The organism is Pseudomonas sp. GW821-FHT09C09 (genome assembly GCF_059418105.1).
Window position 1 is genome coordinate 245420 of the sequence record NZ_JBWKPF010000003.1, and the last position, 15930, is coordinate 261349.

Below are 15930 nucleotides of genomic sequence, written 5' to 3' on the forward strand. Positions count from 1 at the left end.
GGATCGCTTCACCCGTTGGTACGTCCTCGTCGGCGGTCTGGCGGTACTGGCAGCCATCACCCTGATCTTCTTCTTCCTCGCCTACGTCGTCGCGCCCCTGTTCAAGGGTGCCGAACTGACTGCGAAAGACGCCATCACCCCGGCCTGGATGCAGGACGCCGGCAAGCCACTGATGATTTCGCTCGAAGAGCAGAATCAGGTGGCCATGCGCGTTTCCGACAAGGGCCAGGCGCTGTTCTTCGATATCGACAGTGGCGCTGAATTGAAGCGCGTCGATCTGCCGTTGCCGGCAGGCGCCAGTGTGACCTCCATCGGTGAAGACCAGCCGGGCCATCCGCTGGTGGCCGTGGGCCTGTCCAACGGTCAGGCGCTGGTGTTCCGTCACACCTATAAAGTCAGCTACCCGGAAGGCAAGAAAACCATCACCCCGGCGATCGAGTTCCCGTACGGCGAGGCGCCGATTGCGCTGAACGAGAGCGGCGGTGCGCTGGAGCACGTCAGCCTCAACGCCACCGACTCGACCCTGATGCTGGTCGGCTCCACCGGTTCGCAACTCAATGTGCTGTCGCTGACCAGCGAAGAAAACATGATGACCGGCGAAGTCACCAACGAGCAGAAGCGTATCGATCTGCCGCAGATGACCGAGCCTGTGAAAAACATCTTCGTCGACCCGCGCCAGCAATGGCTGTATGTGGTCAACGGACGTGCTCAGGCTGACGTGTTCAGCCTGCGCGACAAAAGCCTCAACGGTCGCTACAAGCTGCTGGAAAACGCCGACGCGCAAGTCACTGCCGCCACTCAACTGGTAGGCGGTATCTCGCTGATCGTTGGTGATTCCACCGGTGGCCTGGCCCAGTGGTTCATGGCCCGCGACACCGATGGCGAGCTGCGTCTGAAGCAGATCCGCACCTTCCAGATGGGCAAGACGCCGATCGTTGAAATCACCGCCGAAGAGCGCCGCAAAGGCTTCGTTGCCCTGGATGCCTCCGGCAAGCTCGGCGTGTTCCACAGCACCGCGCACCGCACCTTGCTGGTCGATCAGGTGGTCGAAGGCCAGGGCCTGTTCGGTCTGTCGCCACGGGCCAACCGTGTGATCGTCGAAGCCGGCGGCAAGCTGCAACCGCTGCTGCTCGACAACCCGCACCCGGAAGTGTCGTGGAGCGCGCTGTGGAGCAAGGTCTGGTACGAGAACTACGACGAGCCTAAATACGTCTGGCAATCGACTGCGGCCAACACCGATTTCGAACCGAAACTGAGCCTGTCGCCACTGACCTTCGGCACCCTGAAAGCCGCGTTCTACGCGATGCTGCTGGCGGCGCCACTGGCGGTTGCCGCGGCGATCTACACCGCGTACTTCATGGCCCCGGGCATGCGCCGCAAGGTCAAACCGGTGATCGAACTGATGGAAGCGATGCCGACGGTGATCCTCGGCTTCTTCGCCGGCCTGTTCCTCGCGCCGTATGTGGAAGGTCATCTGCCGGGCATCTTCAGCCTGCTGATGCTGCTGCCGATCGGCATCCTGGTGGCCGGTTTCACCTTCAGCCGCCTGCCTGAATCGATCCGCCTGAAAGTCCCGGACGGTTGGGAAAGTGCGCTGCTGATCCCGGTGATCCTGTTCGTGGGCTGGCTGTCGCTGTACATGAGCCCGTTCATGGAGAACTGGTTCTTCGGCGGTGACATGCGCATGTGGATCTCCCACGACCTGGGCATCACCTACGACCAGCGCAACGCTCTGGTGGTCGGTCTGGCCATGGGCTTCGCGGTGATCCCGAACATCTACTCGATCGCCGAAGACGCCGTGTTCAGCGTGCCGCGCGGCCTGACCCTGGGCTCGCTGGCCCTCGGTGCCACGCCGTGGCAGACCATGACTCGCGTAGTGATCCTGACCGCCAGCCCGGGCATCTTCTCGGCCCTGATGATCGGCATGGGCCGTGCAGTCGGCGAGACCATGATCGTGCTGATGGCCACCGGCAACACCCCGGTCATGGAAATGAACCTGTTCGAAGGCCTGCGCACCCTGGCGGCCAACGTCGCGGTGGAAATGCCGGAGTCGGAAGTCGGCGGCAGCCACTACCGCGTGCTGTTCCTCTCGGCGCTGGTGCTGCTGTTGTTCACCTTCGTCATGAACACCCTCGCGGAACTGATTCGTCAGCGTCTGCGCAAGAAATACTCGTCGCTTTAAGAAAGGTAGAAGTCTGTGAAACAGAACTCCCTGAATGGATGGTTCAAGAGCGGCGCCCCGGGCGTCTGGATCAGCGGTGGCGCGGTGTCCATCGCGGTCATCATGACCATTGGCCTGCTGGCGGTGATTGCCGTGCGCGGTCTGGGTCACTTCTGGCCGGCGGACCTGATCCACGCCAGCTACAACGTCCCGGGCCAGGGCAATCACCTGGTCATCGGCGAAGTGGTGCAGAAGGAAGAAGTGCCCCGCGCACGCCTGAAGAGCGCCGGCTTGCCGGTGCCTGACCAGGGCCCGGAATTCATGACCCGCGAGCTGATCAAGGTCGGCAACCGCGACCTGAACGGCAACGACTTCACCTGGATCGTCGGCGAGTGGCTGACCGATCAGAAGAACCCGCCGGAGCTGATGGCGCTGGAACGTCGTGAGTGGGGCAACTTCTACGGCTACCTGGTCAACGTCAAACAGGACGGCAAGGTCATCGCCGAAGGCGAAGCGGCCTGGCCCGAGCTGCAGGCGCGGATCAACCGTGTGAACGGCCTCGCCGCGCAACTCAAGACCCTGGAAAAAACCGACATCGGCGCGATCAACGCCGGTCTCGAGCGCATCCGTCTGCACGGTCGCAAACTGGAACTGGAAGGCAAGCTCGACGCCACCGCGCAAGCGGACATGGACGCCGAACGTGCCGAGCTGAACGCCCGCTATCAGGACGTCGAAGCCCGTCTGGCCGATCTGCACGCGCAGTTCAACCGCGATGCCCTGACCGCTCGCGATGCCAACGGCAAGGAAATCGAAATCGGCCTGGGCAAAGTGGTTCACGCCTACCAGCCGAACGCCATGGGTACTTTCACCAAGGTCGGCTTCTACTTCAGCAAGGTCTGGGAGTTCCTGTCCGACGACCCGCGTGAAGCGAACACCGAAGGCGGGATTTTCCCGGCGATCTTCGGCACCGTGATGATGACCCTGATCATGGCGATGATCGTGACCCCGTTCGGCGTGCTGGCGGCGGTGTACCTGCGTGAATACGCCAAGCAGAACACCCTGACCCGGGTGATCCGGATCGCGGTGAACAACCTGGCGGGTGTTCCGGCCATTGTTTACGGCGTGTTCGGTCTGGGCTTCTTCGTTTACGTGCTGGGTGGCTCGCTCGACCGTCTGTTCTTCCCGGAAGCGCTGCCGGCACCGACCTTCGGTACGCCGGGTCTGCTCTGGGCTTCGTTGACCCTGGCGCTGCTGGCGGTGCCGGTGGTGATCGTGGCCACCGAAGAAGGTCTGGCGCGTATCCCGCGTACCGTGCGTGAAGGCTCGCTGGCCCTCGGCGCGACCAAGGCTGAAACCCTGTGGAAGATCGTTCTGCCGATGGCCAGCCCGGCGATGATGACCGGCATGATCCTCGCGGTGGCCCGTGCCGCCGGTGAAGTGGCGCCGCTGATGCTGGTGGGTGTGGTGAAACTGGCGCCGTCGCTGCCGGTGGATGGCAACTACCCGTACCTGCACCTGGACCAGAAGATCATGCACCTGGGCTTCCACATCTACGACGTCGGCTTCCAGAGCCCGAACGTTGAAGCCGCACGACCGCTGGTGTACGCCACCGCGTTGCTGCTGGTGCTGGTGATTGCCGTGCTCAACCTGTCGGCAGTGTGGATTCGTAACCACCTGCGCGAGAAGTACAAGGCGCTGGACAGCTGATCGCCGTCACAAGAATTGAAGGGCTGCCGGCCTGATTCCCGGCAGCCAACCGAACCGAATTTGTTAGCACAGGGGATCTCCCATGCAGCACGAAACACATACCCACGGCATCAACATGTCTGCCCTGGGCCGCGACAAGCAGAGCCTGAACCTCGAACAGGAAACCGTGGCCATCGAAGTGCCGGGCCTGAGCCTGTTCTACGGCGAGAAACAAGCGCTGTACGACGTCAGCATGAACATTCCGAAACAGCGCGTGACAGCCTTCATCGGCCCGTCCGGCTGCGGCAAGTCCACGCTGCTGCGTACCTTCAACCGCATGAACGACCTGGTGGACGGCTGCCGCGTCGAAGGCGCGATCAACCTGTACGGCAACAACATCTACCGCAAGGGCGAGGACGTGGCCGAGCTGCGTCGCCGGGTCGGCATGGTGTTCCAGAAGCCTAACCCGTTCCCGAAGACCATCTACGAAAACGTGGTCTACGGCCTGCGCATCCAGGGCATCAACAAGAAGCGCATCCTCGACGAAGCCGTCGAGTGGGCACTGAAGGGCGCGGCCCTGTGGGACGAAGTGAAAGACCGTCTGCATGACTCGGCCCTCGGCCTGTCCGGTGGTCAGCAGCAGCGTCTGGTGATCGCCCGTACCATCGCCGTGGAGCCGGAAGTGCTGCTGCTCGACGAACCGTGCTCGGCCCTCGACCCGATCTCGACCCTGAAAGTCGAAGAGCTGATCTACGAGCTCAAATCCAAGTTCACCATCGTCATCGTGACCCACAACATGCAGCAGGCGGCGCGGGTGTCCGACTACACGGCGTTCATGTACATGGGCAAACTGGTGGAATTCGGCGACACCGATACCCTGTTCACCAATCCGGCCAAGAAGCAGACCGAAGACTACATCACCGGTCGTTACGGCTAGCAGACGCTGGTTGTCGCTCACTGAATTGACGCTCGCACCTTACCGGACGCTCCAAGGACGCCAACATGATTAGTAAAGAAGGCCTTACCCATCACATTTCCGCGCAGTTCAACGCCGAACTGGAAGAAGTGCGCAGCCACCTGCTGGCCATGGGCGGGCTGGTCGAGAAGCAAGTCAACGACGCGGTCACCGCGCTGATCGAGGCCGACTCGGGCCTGGCCCAGCAGGTGCGCGAGATCGACGACCAGATCAACCAGATGGAACGCAACATCGACGAAGAATGCCTGCGCATTCTGGCCCGTCGTCAGCCGGCGGCGTCCGACCTGCGTCTGATCATCAGCATCTCCAAGTCGGTGATCGACCTGGAGCGCATCGGCGACGAAGCGACCAAGATCGCCCGTCGTGCAATTCAGCTGTGCGAGGAAGGTGAAGCGCCGCGCGGTTACGTCGAAGTGCGTCACATCGGCGACCAGGTGCGCAACATGGTCCGCGATGCGCTGGACGCGTTTGCCCGCTTCGACGCCGATCTGGCGCTGTCGGTGGCGCAGTACGACAAGATCATCGACCGCGAATACAAGACCGCCCTGCGCGAGCTGGCGACCTACATGATGGAAGACCCGCGCTCTATCTCGCGGGTCTTGAGCATCATCTGGGTACTGCGTTCGCTGGAGCGGATCGGCGACCACGCGCGCAACATCTCGGAGCTGGTGATTTACCTGGTGCGCGGCACCGACGTGCGTCACATGGGCCTCAAGCGCATGAAGGAAGAAGTTGAAGGGACAAGCGGCGAAACCGCTAATGTTCCGGGCAATGCTGACGATAAGTAAGATTGCCTGAGAAAAGCGCCCGGCCCTTTGGCCGGGCGTTTTTGTTTCTGCTTTTCATAGGCAGAAGCGAATTAAAAAGCAGCACCCGCGAACGAAAAGTCCCGGCGTGACTGAAGAGTTTTGGCAATGTGCCATCAGCCAGCGTTATGCTTGCCGGGATTTTAATAGGGGTGTTGGATGAGCAAGATCAGTGTGTTGGTCGTGGACGATGCATCGTTCATTCGTGACCTGGTGAAAAAGTGCCTGCGTAATTACTTCCCGGGGATCCGCACCGAGGACGCCGTCAACGGTAAAAAAGCCCAGGCCATGCTGGCCAAGGAGGCTTTCGACCTGGTGCTGTGCGACTGGGAAATGCCGGAAATGTCCGGTCTCGAACTGCTGACCTGGTGCCGTGAGCAGGACAACCTCAAGACCATGCCGTTCATCATGGTCACCAGCCGTGGCGACAAGGAAAACGTGGTGCAGGCGATTCAGGCCGGCGTTTCCGGCTACGTCAGCAAGCCCTTCACCAACGAGCAGTTGCTGACCAAGGTCAAGCAGGCCCTGAACAAGATCGGCAAGCTCGATGCCCTGATGAACAGCGCCCCGACCAAGATGAACTCGGCGTTCGGCAATGACTCCCTGAGCGCACTGACCGGCGGCAAGGCTGCAGTGGTCGGTTCTGCGCCGGCTGCGCCTGCGGCCAACCCGTTTGCCAAGCCTGCCGCTGCCGCCCCGGCACCTGCTGCTGCGCCACAGCGTGGCCTGCTCAACAGCCCGCCGGTGAAAGCCCCGGCAGCCTCTGCTGCTCCGGCCAGCGGCCGTGGCCAGGGCCAGTTGCGCCTGCCAAGCGGCACCCAGCAATGCGTGATCAAGGCCCTGAGCATCAAGGAAGCGCTGCTGGTAGTGAAGCGCACCGACACCCTGCCGCAGATCCTCGACAGCGCCGTGCTCGATCTGGAGCAGGGCGACAACGCCGAAATCGCTCGCCTCAACGGCTACCTGCACGCCGTGGTCGCCCACGAGCCGAAACCCGACAGCGACTGGTTGCAACTGACCTTCCGCTTCGTCGACCAGGACGCGCAGAAGCTCGACTACATCTCCCGCCTGATCGCCCGCGGCACGGCGCAGAAGCACTTCGTTCCGGGCGCATAAGCGTCGCGGGCAAAAGAAGACCGCCGCCTGACACAGGCTGCGGTCTTTTTTCATGCTGTGCCAAAATTGAAACATCTGTCGACTAGCCTGGTCTGCTTCAGCTGCTAGGCTCATTCCCAGGCCTTACTCGACAGAGCTTTGCCCATGCCCCTGCGCCTGCTGTTTTTCTGTGGTCTGTTCATGGCCTCCACCTCGACTGTGGCCATGACGATCTACAAATCCACCGATGCCAACGGAGTGGTTTCGTACAGCGACCGTCCGAGCAAAGGCTCCCAGGTGTTCGTGTTTCAGGACCGGATGGTCGAGAGGCTCGAGCGTCAGGTCTATCTCGACATCAAGAAACAGAAGGGCACCGACGTGGTGTTCGTGCGCAACGACCTGTATGCGCCGGTGGAGGTCGCACTGGCGTTCACCGGGATGAGCAATGTGCGTGGTGCACCGACGGAAACGATCCGCCGGGTGCTGCCGGCGCGCAGCAACACGCGGCTGGCGCTACTGACGGCGGTGTCCGGCGGCAAACCGCTGGTGTATACGCCGCAGTTCCAGTATTCCCTCGGCGACCCCGCTGGCGCCGCCCAGAGCTATCGCTATCCGTTTCCCTGGCGTGGGGGTCCCTTCCGCCTGAGTCAGGGCGCCAACGGCGACTACAGCCACTACGGGCCGAAGAACAAATACGCGATGGACATAGCCATGCCGGTGGGCACTCCGATCATCGCGGCGCGGGCCGGGGTGGTGGTGAAGATCGAGAACTCGCAGAACGGGCGCGGCACCGATCCTTCCGGCAATTTCGTGCGGGTGCTGCACGACGACGGCACGATGGGTGTGTACCTGCATCTCAAGCAAGGGTCGGTGAGTGTGCGGGAAGGGCAGCGAGTGGCGGTGGGCAGTCCGCTGGCGCTGTCCGGCAACACCGGCAACAGCAGCGGCCCGCACCTGCACTTCGTGGTACAGCGCAATACCGGAGGGGGGCTGGTATCGATTCCGTATCAGTTCAACCAGCCGCTGGGGGCGTTGCCCAACTTTGCGTTGGGCAAGCGGTAATCCCCGTCAGTCGAGCATCAGCACCTTGGCCAGAATGATCTTCGGGCCTTTCATCTTCTTGATGATGATCCGCAGCCCTTCGACTTCCAGCACTTCTTCCTCTTCCGGTACCCGTTTCAGGGTTTCGTAGATCAGCCCGGCGAGGGTTTCGGCTTCGATGTGATCCAGGTCGATACCCAGCAGGCGCTCGACCTTGAACAGCGGCGTATCGCCCCGCACCAGCAATTTGCCCGGCTGGTAGGCGAGGATGCCGCGCTCGGCCTTGCGGTGTTCGTCCTGGATATCGCCGACCAGCACTTCCAGCACGTCTTCCATGGTCAGGTAGCCGATGATGTTGCCGTCGGCTTCTTCGACCACGGCGAAGTGCGAGCCGCCCTTGCGGAACTGCTCAAGCAGCTGCGACAGCGGCATGTGCCGCGACACGCGCTCCAGCGGGCGGGTCAGTTCGGCAAGGTTGAACGACTCGGGAATGTGGTCCAGCGCCGCCAGTTCCAGCAGCAGGTCCTTGATGTGCAGCAGGCCGACGAATTCCTTGCGCTCGCTGTCGTACACCGGATAACGGCTGAACTTGTGGCGACGGAACATCGCCAGGATTTCTTTCAGCGGTGCGTTGAACTCGAGGGTGATCAGGTCTTCCCGGGAGTTGGCCCAGTCGACCACTTCCAGTTCGCCCATTTCCACCGCCGAGGCCAGCACGCGCATGCCCTGGTCGCTCGGGTCCTGGCCACGGCTGGAGTGCAGGATCAGTTTCAGTTCTTCACGGCTGTAATGGTGCTCGTGATGCGGGCCGGGTTCGCCCTGGCCAGCAATGCGCAGGATGGTGTTGGCGCTGGCGTTGAGCAGGTAGATCGCCGGGTACATGGCCCAGTAGAACAGGTACAGCGGCACCGCGGTCCACAGCGACAGCAGCTCGGGTTTGCGGATCGCCCAGGATTTGGGTGCGAGTTCGCCGACCACGATGTGCAGATAGGAAATGATGAAGAACGCGGTGAAGAACGAGATGCCTTTGACGACTTCGGCCGACTGCACGCCGACCGCGCTCAGCAGCGGCTCGAGAATGTGCGCGAACGCCGGCTCGCCGACCCAGCCCAGGCCGAGGGAGGCGAGGGTGATACCGAGCTGGCACGCCGAGAGATACGCATCGAGCTGACTGTGCACGGTGCGCAGGATGTGCCCGCGCCAGCCGTGCTGTTCAGCGATGGCTTCGACCCGGGTCGAGCGCAGTTTGACCATGGCGAATTCCGCCGCAACGAAGAAGCCGTTGAGCAGAACCAGGATCAGAGCGAAAAGAATCATGCCGAAATCGGCGAATATTGTTGCGAGGGACAAGCCAGGGGAAGGGTCCATGATGGAGTTTTGCGGGTTCCGTGTGATTCGTAAGAGAGAAGAAATCGCGCCTGAAAGGCAGGCGCAAGTCAGCCAATGTAGCGGCTGACCTGGCGATTGCCTAGTCCGGCATTACTCAGCGGCGCTGATGAGCCGTGCCTGGGCGACCTGCGCCGGGGCGAAATGGCAGGTGAACGTGCTGCCGTGGCCGGGCACGCTACTGATCTCCATCCGCGCGCGGTGGCGCAGCAACACGTGTTTGACGATGGCCAGGCCCAGGCCCGTGCCGCCGGTGTTGGAGTTGCGGCTGGAGTCGACACGGTAGAAGCGTTCGGTCAGGCGCGGCAGGTGTTTGCTGTCGATGCCGATCCCGGAGTCCTGCACGCTCAGGTGTGCGCCCTGATCGTCGCCCCACCAGCGGATGCGGATATTGCCTTCGGCCGGGGTGTATTTGACGGCGTTGAACACCAGGTTGGAAAACGCACTGCGCAGTTCCGCCTCGCTGCCCTTGAGCAGGATGCTGGCGTCGGCTTCCAGGGTGATTTTCTGATTCTTCGACCCCGACAGCTGCTGTGCATCGCTCTTGATCGACTGCAACAGGGTGTCGATGTGCACCGGCTGGTTGTCCGACGGGTAATCGGTGGCTTCCAGTTTGGCCAGCAGCAGCAAGTCGTTGAGCAGGGTCTGCATGCGTCCGCCCTGTTGCTGCATCTGCTGCAGGGCGCGGCTCCAGCGCGGGTTCACTTCCTCGACGTTGTCGAGCAGGGTTTCCAGGTAGCCGCAGATCACCGTCAGCGGGGTGCGCAGCTCATGGGAGACGTTGGCGATGAAGTCCTTGCGCATCTGTTCCAGTTGATGGATGCGCGTGACGTCGCGCACCAGCATCAAGTGTTCGTTGTTGCCGTAGCGCGTGAGGTACATCTGGATGCGCACGCGGTCGTTGGTCGGCGAGGGGATTTCCAGCGGCTCGGCGTAGTTTTCCTGCTCGAAGTATTCCTTGAAGCGCGGATGGCGGACCAGGTTGGTCACGGGCTGGCCGCTGTCTTGTGGGGTCTTGAGGCCGAGCAGGGTTTCGGCGGCGCGGTTCCACCATTCCAGGTTGCCGTCGCTGTCGAGCATGATCACCGCGTCTTTCAGCGCGGCGGTGGACTCCTGAACGCGGTCGATCACTGCCTGCAGGCGTCCGCGTACCCGTTGGTCGCGGCGTTGCAGGTGGTAGATGCTGTCGAACACCTCACCCCAAAGTCCGTAGCCGTCGGGCGGTGCTTCATCGGGCTGGTGCAGGCGCAGCCATTCGTGCAGGCGCAGCAGTTGCTTGAGCGTCCAGGCCAGGTACAGGCCCAGCCCCGCCGCGAGGCTCCAGCCGTAGTAGCCGGTGATCAGGCCGATCACCAGGCAGCCGGTGACCAGCAACAGCATGTGGCGAATCAGGGTGCCATGCCAGTTTTGATTCACGGGAAATACGGTCCTTGTCAGCGAGTCTGGCGGTCGGCTCAGGCCTTGGTGGAGAACCGATAGCCGGTGCCGCGCACGGTTTGTACCAGATTTTCGTAGGCGTCGCCGAGGGCCTTGCGCAGGCGCCGGATGTGCACGTCGACCGTGCGCTCTTCAACATAGACGTTGCCGCCCCAGACCTGATCCAGCAACTGGCCACGGGTGTAGGCGCGTTCCTGGTGGGTCATGAAGAATTGCAGCAGACGGTATTCGGTCGGGCCCATCTCGGCCGGACGGCCATCGATGGTCACGCGGTGGCTGATCGGGTCGAGCAGCAGGCCGCCGACTTCGATCGGCGCTTCGCCATCGGTCGGGCCGGCGCGGCGCAGCACAGCCTTCAGGCGTGCCACCAGTTCGCGTGGGGAAAACGGTTTGGTGATGTAGTCGTCGGCGCCGACTTCCAGGCCCTGGATCTTGTTGTCCTCTTCGCCCTTGGCCGTGAGCATGATGATCGGGATGTCCCCGGTCAGCTCGTCACGCTTGAGGCGACGGGCCAGCTCGATGCCGGAGGTGCCGGGCAGCATCCAGTCGAGCAGGATCAGGTCCGGCTTGCGGTCGACGATAATGGCGTGCGCCTGCTGCGAGTTCTCTGCCTCGAGGCAGTCATAGCCGGCCATTTCCAACGCAACGGCGATCATTTCGCGAATGGGCGCTTCGTCGTCGACGATCAGAATGCTCCTGCCAACCATGCCTTAATCCTCTTGTCATTTAACTGTCTTGCGCCGCATTAGATAACGGAATTATTGCAGTCGTGTGACAGTATTTTAGTCCAGCGGCGATTGTGCAAATCCTGAACTAAGCTCTAAGTCCGAATCCTGACAACCACAAAAGAAGGTTTCCATGACTCAAATGACTGCTTCCTTTAAAGCTCTGCTGATGGCTGCTGCCGTGACGCTGCCCGGCCTTGCGATGGCCGCTGAACCGGCAATGATGAAAGACGGCATGATGGTCGATCACAAAGGCATGACCGTTTATACGTTCGACAAGGACGCTGGCGGCAAGTCGATGTGCAATGACAAGTGCGCCGACAACTGGCCTCCGATGATGGCGCCGGCCGGTGCGAAGGCGGAAGGCAAGTGGACGGTGATCAAGCGCGACGACGGCAAGATGCAGTACGCCTACGACGGCAAGCCGCTGTATACCTTCAAAATGGACGCCAAGCCGGGTGACATGATGGGCGACGGCAAGATGGACGCATGGCACGTGGTTCACGAGCACAAGTAAGCCATCGGCAGTGAAACAGCATCGCGGCCCGCCGGCATTGCCTCGGGCCGCGATGCTTTGAGGTCAGCGCAACGCGTAATCCAGCACGATCCCGACGAAAATCGCCAGACCGGCCCAATGGTTGTGCAGGAACGCCTTGAAGCAGCGCATCCGGTCCCGGTCGCGGGTGTACCAGAACTCCCACGTATAGCACCCGGCAGCCACCAGCAGGCCGAGGTGGAACCACGTCCCCAACTCGAACTTCGACCCGGCCAGCAACAGGCAGCCCAGTGACAGCGCCTGCAAGGTCAGGATGATCACCCGGTCCGCTTCGCCGAACAGGATCGCCGTGGATTTCACGCCGATCTTCAGGTCATCGTCGCGGTCGGTCATCGCGTAATAAGTGTCGTAGCCCACGGTCCACAGCAGATTGGCGATCCACAGCAGCCAGGCCGTCGCCGGCAGTTCACCGGTTTCGGCGGTGAACGCCATCGGCATGCCCCAGGAAAACGCCGCCCCCAGCACCACTTGCGGGTAATAGGTGTAGCGCTTCATGAACGGATAGGTGAACGCCAGCGCCAGACCGCCCAGTGACAGCCAGATCGTCGCGGCATTGGTGCACAGCACCAGCAGGAAACTCACGCCCATCAGCAGGGCGAAGAACACCAGCGCCTCTTTCGAGCTGATCCGCCCGGCAGCCAGCGGGCGTTCGGCGGTGCGCTTCACATGGCCGTCGACCTTGCGGTCGGCCCAGTCGTTGATGACGCAGCCGCCGGCACGGGTCAGCACCACGCCGAGGACGAAAATCACGACGTTGGCCAGCGACGGCGAACCTTTGCCGGCAATCCACAGCGCCCAGAGCGTCGGCCACAGCAGCAGGTAAATGCCGATCGGCTTGTCCATGCGGGTCAGCTGGATGAAGTCCCAGGCGCGCGGGTTCAGGCGATTCAGGGATTTGAGCAGGCTTTGATACATCAGCAGTTCTCCGGACGGGCGCGGGCGGCTTCCCACAGCGTAGGCAGGAAAATCTCCGCCACCAGTACGCTCAAGGCACCACGGTCGAAACGCGAACGGCGGCCCCACAGACCGTTGGCCCGAGAATCCTCGGGCAGCCAATGTTCCGGGTAATGGCAGACTTCAATGGCGCGGCGCTGAAACGCGTGGTCGCAGAACAGCAGTTCGCCCAGCGAGCGGCTGCCCAGTTCATCCATATGCAAGCCGTCGCCCTGCAAGGCGCTGCGCGACGCCACGCTGCGAGCGAACACCCAGGCCTCACCATGACCGCGCAAGTACACCTCGCGCACCCAGCCTTCGCTGCCTTCGGCCAGGTCCAGCGCCGCGCATTCGTCGTCGCGCAGGGTCTGCCAGCCTTCGAACAGCGGCGTGACGCTGAAACCGTCATCGGACAGGCGGGTCAGGCGGCGGGTCAGGGAGCCTTCGTCGAACAGCCAGTCGAGCGTGGACGTGTCGGGGAGGGGTGTCAGGTGGCTTTGCGGGCGCCACAACGGGGCGTTTTTGAGTTGCACAATGAGTCATTATTGGCAGCAAATGAGGCGGCGAGCTTACCATGGCGCACCGCGAATTTGATTGATCCGGGCCGCCATTGCGCCGAACAGGCTTGCATCTGGCCGGTACCATCAGTACAAAACGCCCTGAGCCGGATGGCAGCGCTGCACCATCGACCGTCCGCGCCGGCTAAAGCCTGAATCCTGAGGAAGTACCTGAATGAAAAAGTGGCAATGTGTGGTCTGCGGCCTGATCTATAACGAAGCCGACGGCTGGCCGGATGACGGCATTGCGCCGGGCACCCTGTGGCAGGACGTGCCGGAAGACTGGCTGTGCCCGGACTGCGGCGTCGGCAAGATGGACTTCGAAATGATCGAAATCAACTGAGAAAACACTGAGGAGTAGGGCATGAGCGCACCTGTCGTAATCGTTGGCACTGGGCTTGCGGGTTACAACCTGGCCCGCGAGTTTCGCAAACTCGATGGCGAAACCCCGCTGCTGCTGATTACCGCCGATGACGGTCGTTCCTACTCCAAGCCGATGCTGTCCACCGGTTTCGGCAAGAACAAGGACGCCGACGGCCTGAGCATGGCCGAACCGGGCGCCATGGCCGAGCAGTTGAAGGCCGAGGTCCGCACCCACACCCGCATCAGCGGCATCGACCCGGGCCACAAGCGCCTGTGGATCGGTGAGGAAGCGGTGAATTATCGCGACCTGATCCTCGCCTGGGGCGCGGAAACCGTGCGTGTGCCGATCGAGGGCGATGGCGGGGATCTGGTGTTCCCGATCAACGATCTCGAAGACTACGCACGTTTTCGCGCGGCGGCGGCAGGCAAGCGTCGGGTGTTGCTGCTCGGAGCCGGTCTGATCGGCTGTGAGTTCGCCAACGACCTGATCCTCGGCGGCTACGAAGTGCAACTGGTTGCGCCGTGCGAGCAGGTGATGCCGACCCTGTTGCACCCGTCCGCTGCGGCGGCGGTGCAGGCCGGGCTGGAAAGCCTGGGCGCGCGTTTTCACCTCGGCCCGGTGCTGACCCGTTTGCAGAAAGTCGCCGATGGGCTGGAAGCACACCTCTCGGACGGTCAGGTCATCCCGTGCGATGTAGTGGTGTCAGCCATTGGTCTGCGCCCGCGAATCGATCTGGCGGCCGCCGCCGGCATTCAGACCAATCGCGGTGTGATGGTCGACCGCCATCTGCAAACCTCTCACGCCAATATTTACGCCCTGGGCGACTGCGCCGAGGTCGACGGGCTGAATCTTCTGTACGTCATGCCCCTCATGAGTTGTGCGCGAGCGCTGGCACAGACCCTGGCCGGCAACCCGACCGTGGTGAGCTACGGACCGATGCCGATTACCGTGAAAACCCCGGTCTGCCCGCTGGTGGTTTCGCCGCCGCCACGGGGCCGCGAAGGCGTCTGGACCGTCGAAGCGCAGGGCGCCGATGTCAAGGCGCTGTGTCACGACGCGCAAGGGCAATTGCTCGGTTACGCCCTGACCGGCGCGGCGGTGATGGAAAAACTCGCGCTGAACAAACAGCTTCCGGCCTTGCTGGCGTAAATACCGGTCGTTCTGTCGGAATCACCCCGCTTTTGCCCCCACAAAGGTCGCGGGGAGACTGGCGCCGCCCTTATCCGCGTGCCATTCTCACTCCCGTCTGCCGCAGAGTAGAGCCTGCGGCGCCTTGGGCGCTGTTCCAACGAGAGCAGCACGGACATAACAACAAAAAACCGACTCAAAGGGGCTTCACTAATGCGTAAACCAGAACTCGCCGCTGCAATCGCTGAAAAAGCGGATCTGACCAAAGAGCAGGCCAACCGCGTTCTCAATGCCGTCCTCGAAGAAATCACCGGCGCCCTGCACCGCAAGGACAGCGTCACGCTCGTCGGCTTCGGCACCTTCCTGCAACGCCATCGCGGTGCCCGCACCGGTAAAAACCCGCAAACCGGTGAACCCGTCAAAATCAAGGCCAGCAACACTGTTGCGTTCAAGCCGGGCAAGTCGTTGAAAGACAGCGTCAATCCGTAATCCACCGCCCGCATAGCGGGGGAGCGGAATAAAAAATGGGCATCTCGATTGCGGTCGGATGCCCATTTTTGTTGGCTGTTGACCAGCCGAACCGGACTTGGCAGATCGTAATGGCATTTGTCTTGGCCGGTTACCCGTAGGTGGCCAGCACCATTCTGGCGAACTCGTTCTTGCTTGGCTGGTGCCCATAGGATTTCAGGTATTTATGCCATTCGGACTCGAGTATGGGGCTTTCGTATTCGCCCTCCGTCGCCAGATGCGTAGCTGCATCGTCTATCAGGGCTTGGGTGTAATGCTTCGAGGATTTGTTTGCACTGGCTTCCGAAGTTGAAATGAACGGTCCCGCCACTGTGAAAAGCAAGCCGATACCCGTCAGCATTGAGAACTCCAGGGGACCACCGTTCATCAGGCATCCAATACCAACGCAGCCTTCAGCTCGAACAGAGGTGCTGGTTGTGAGCGTCAGCATGACAACCAGTACGCATCCAATCCCCGATATTGATTGTTTATTGTGTCTACCGCTCATGATGCTTTTAACGCTCCCTTTTATTACTTGCGGATCCCTTTGTGCAGCGATTGCAAACGGCGAG

16 protein-coding genes are annotated in these 15930 nt (G+C 61.9%); 10 read left to right on the forward strand and 6 right to left on the reverse strand.

The window, feature by feature from the left end:
- The first annotated feature begins 148 nt into the window (after nucleotides 1–148).
- The 6 genes from AC07NR_RS10800 to AC07NR_RS10825 all read left to right on the forward strand — a co-directional run bounded on the left by AC07NR_RS10800 (nucleotide 149) and on the right by AC07NR_RS10825 (nucleotide 7786).
- The gene (locus tag AC07NR_RS10800) at nucleotides 149–2182 is read left to right on the forward strand and encodes an ABC transporter permease subunit (RefSeq protein ID WP_170931577.1); all 2034 of its coding nucleotides are present in this window, start codon (nucleotides 149–151) and stop codon (nucleotides 2180–2182) included.
- A 15-nt stretch (nucleotides 2183–2197) separates the two neighbouring features.
- On the forward strand, nucleotides 2198–3868 hold the full coding sequence (gene pstA / locus AC07NR_RS10805; RefSeq protein WP_114886409.1) for a phosphate ABC transporter permease PstA: 1671 nt from the start codon (nucleotides 2198–2200) through the stop codon (nucleotides 3866–3868).
- A gap of 82 nt (nucleotides 3869–3950) precedes the next feature.
- Nucleotides 3951–4784 (forward strand): phosphate ABC transporter ATP-binding protein PstB, encoded by an 834-nt coding sequence (pstB, locus tag AC07NR_RS10810; protein ID WP_065258233.1) that lies wholly within the window; start codon nucleotides 3951–3953, stop codon nucleotides 4782–4784.
- A 65-nt stretch (nucleotides 4785–4849) separates the two neighbouring features.
- Nucleotides 4850–5611 carry a phosphate signaling complex protein PhoU gene (gene phoU, locus AC07NR_RS10815; protein ID WP_016985766.1) on the forward strand — a complete coding sequence of 254 codons (762 nt, stop codon included), beginning with the start codon at nucleotides 4850–4852 and terminating at the stop codon, nucleotides 5609–5611.
- A 177-nt stretch (nucleotides 5612–5788) separates the two neighbouring features.
- The gene (locus AC07NR_RS10820) at nucleotides 5789–6745 is read left to right on the forward strand and encodes a response regulator (protein WP_114886407.1); all 957 of its coding nucleotides are present in this window, start codon (nucleotides 5789–5791) and stop codon (nucleotides 6743–6745) included.
- Between the two features lie 144 nt (nucleotides 6746–6889).
- Nucleotides 6890–7786, forward strand: coding sequence for a peptidoglycan DD-metalloendopeptidase family protein (locus AC07NR_RS10825; protein WP_085708818.1), 897 nt, complete (start codon nucleotides 6890–6892; stop codon nucleotides 7784–7786).
- Nucleotides 7787–7792: 6 nt separating this feature from the next.
- Here AC07NR_RS10825 and AC07NR_RS10830 read toward each other — a convergent pair whose 3' ends face one another.
- The 3 genes from AC07NR_RS10830 to phoB form a co-directional block, all read right to left on the reverse strand.
- Entirely contained in the window at nucleotides 7793–9133 is a 1341-nt protein-coding gene (locus AC07NR_RS10830; RefSeq protein WP_007954342.1) for a hemolysin family protein, read from the reverse strand.
- A gap of 111 nt (nucleotides 9134–9244) precedes the next feature.
- Nucleotides 9245–10567, reverse strand: a complete 1323-nt coding sequence (gene phoR / locus AC07NR_RS10835; protein WP_114886403.1) for a phosphate regulon sensor histidine kinase PhoR — start codon at nucleotides 10565–10567, stop codon at nucleotides 9245–9247.
- Between the two features lie 38 nt (nucleotides 10568–10605).
- Nucleotides 10606–11295: a phosphate regulon transcriptional regulator PhoB gene (phoB, locus tag AC07NR_RS10840; protein ID WP_003229608.1), complete on the reverse strand. Its 690-nt coding sequence runs from the start codon at nucleotides 11293–11295 to the stop codon at nucleotides 10606–10608.
- Between the two features lie 151 nt (nucleotides 11296–11446).
- On the opposite strand from phoB, the gene AC07NR_RS10845 reads away from it, so the two are divergent.
- Complete coding sequence (locus AC07NR_RS10845) at nucleotides 11447–11830, forward strand: COG4315 family predicted lipoprotein (RefSeq protein WP_085708820.1); 384 nt, start codon at nucleotides 11447–11449, stop codon at nucleotides 11828–11830.
- A gap of 63 nt (nucleotides 11831–11893) precedes the next feature.
- Here the strand turns inward: AC07NR_RS10845 and ubiA are convergent, their stop codons facing one another.
- A complete protein-coding gene (gene ubiA / locus AC07NR_RS10850; RefSeq protein ID WP_495078548.1) occupies nucleotides 11894–12784 on the reverse strand; it encodes a 4-hydroxybenzoate octaprenyltransferase in 891 nt (296 codons plus the stop codon).
- Nucleotides 12784–13335, reverse strand: coding sequence for a chorismate--pyruvate lyase family protein (locus AC07NR_RS10855; protein ID WP_495078549.1), 552 nt, complete (start codon nucleotides 13333–13335; stop codon nucleotides 12784–12786). The genes ubiA and AC07NR_RS10855 overlap by 1 nt, the downstream gene beginning before the upstream one ends.
- A 199-nt stretch (nucleotides 13336–13534) precedes the next feature.
- On the opposite strand from AC07NR_RS10855, the gene AC07NR_RS10860 reads away from it, so the two are divergent.
- From AC07NR_RS10860 to AC07NR_RS10870, 3 genes are all read left to right on the forward strand, one after another.
- A complete protein-coding gene (locus AC07NR_RS10860) occupies nucleotides 13535–13702 on the forward strand; it encodes a rubredoxin (protein ID WP_007954349.1) in 168 nt (55 codons plus the stop codon).
- A 21-nt stretch (nucleotides 13703–13723) separates the two neighbouring features.
- Nucleotides 13724–14872, forward strand: a complete 1149-nt coding sequence (locus AC07NR_RS10865; protein ID WP_495078550.1) for an NAD(P)/FAD-dependent oxidoreductase — start codon at nucleotides 13724–13726, stop codon at nucleotides 14870–14872.
- Between the two features lie 192 nt (nucleotides 14873–15064).
- The gene (locus AC07NR_RS10870; RefSeq protein ID WP_003213368.1) at nucleotides 15065–15340 is read left to right on the forward strand and encodes an HU family DNA-binding protein; all 276 of its coding nucleotides are present in this window, start codon (nucleotides 15065–15067) and stop codon (nucleotides 15338–15340) included.
- Between the two features lie 130 nt (nucleotides 15341–15470).
- Here AC07NR_RS10870 and AC07NR_RS10875 read toward each other — a convergent pair whose 3' ends face one another.
- Complete coding sequence (locus AC07NR_RS10875; RefSeq protein ID WP_495078551.1) at nucleotides 15471–15719, reverse strand: hypothetical protein; 249 nt, start codon at nucleotides 15717–15719, stop codon at nucleotides 15471–15473.
- Nucleotides 15720–15930 lie beyond the last annotated feature (211 nt).

Excerpts from the sequence above, each read along its gene's own strand:
- AC07NR_RS10800 (WP_170931577.1), top strand. The coding sequence starts at position 149 with ATGCAGGACGCCGGCAAGCCACTGATGATTTCGCTCGAAGAGCAGAAT.
- AC07NR_RS10820 (WP_114886407.1), top strand. The coding sequence starts at position 5,789 with ATGAGCAAGATCAGTGTGTTGGTCGTGGACGATGCATCGTTCATTCGT.
- pstB (WP_065258233.1), top strand. The coding sequence starts at position 3,951 with ATGCAGCACGAAACACATACCCACGGCATCAACATGTCTGCCCTGGGC.
- ubiA (WP_495078548.1), bottom strand. The coding sequence starts at position 12,784 with ATGTATCAAAGCCTGCTCAAATCCCTGAATCGCCTGAACCCGCGCGCC.
- AC07NR_RS10845 (WP_085708820.1), top strand. The coding sequence starts at position 11,447 with ATGACTCAAATGACTGCTTCCTTTAAAGCTCTGCTGATGGCTGCTGCC.
- phoU (WP_016985766.1), top strand. The coding sequence starts at position 4,850 with ATGATTAGTAAAGAAGGCCTTACCCATCACATTTCCGCGCAGTTCAAC.
- AC07NR_RS10825 (WP_085708818.1), top strand. The coding sequence starts at position 6,890 with ATGCCCCTGCGCCTGCTGTTTTTCTGTGGTCTGTTCATGGCCTCCACC.
- phoB (WP_003229608.1), bottom strand. The coding sequence starts at position 11,295 with ATGGTTGGCAGGAGCATTCTGATCGTCGACGACGAAGCGCCCATTCGC.
- AC07NR_RS10875 (WP_495078551.1), bottom strand. The coding sequence starts at position 15,719 with ATGCTGACGGGTATCGGCTTGCTTTTCACAGTGGCGGGACCGTTCATT.
- AC07NR_RS10865 (WP_495078550.1), top strand. The coding sequence starts at position 13,724 with ATGAGCGCACCTGTCGTAATCGTTGGCACTGGGCTTGCGGGTTACAAC.
- AC07NR_RS10860 (WP_007954349.1), top strand. The coding sequence starts at position 13,535 with ATGAAAAAGTGGCAATGTGTGGTCTGCGGCCTGATCTATAACGAAGCC.
- AC07NR_RS10870 (WP_003213368.1), top strand. The coding sequence starts at position 15,065 with ATGCGTAAACCAGAACTCGCCGCTGCAATCGCTGAAAAAGCGGATCTG.
- AC07NR_RS10830 (WP_007954342.1), bottom strand. The coding sequence starts at position 9,133 with ATGGACCCTTCCCCTGGCTTGTCCCTCGCAACAATATTCGCCGATTTC.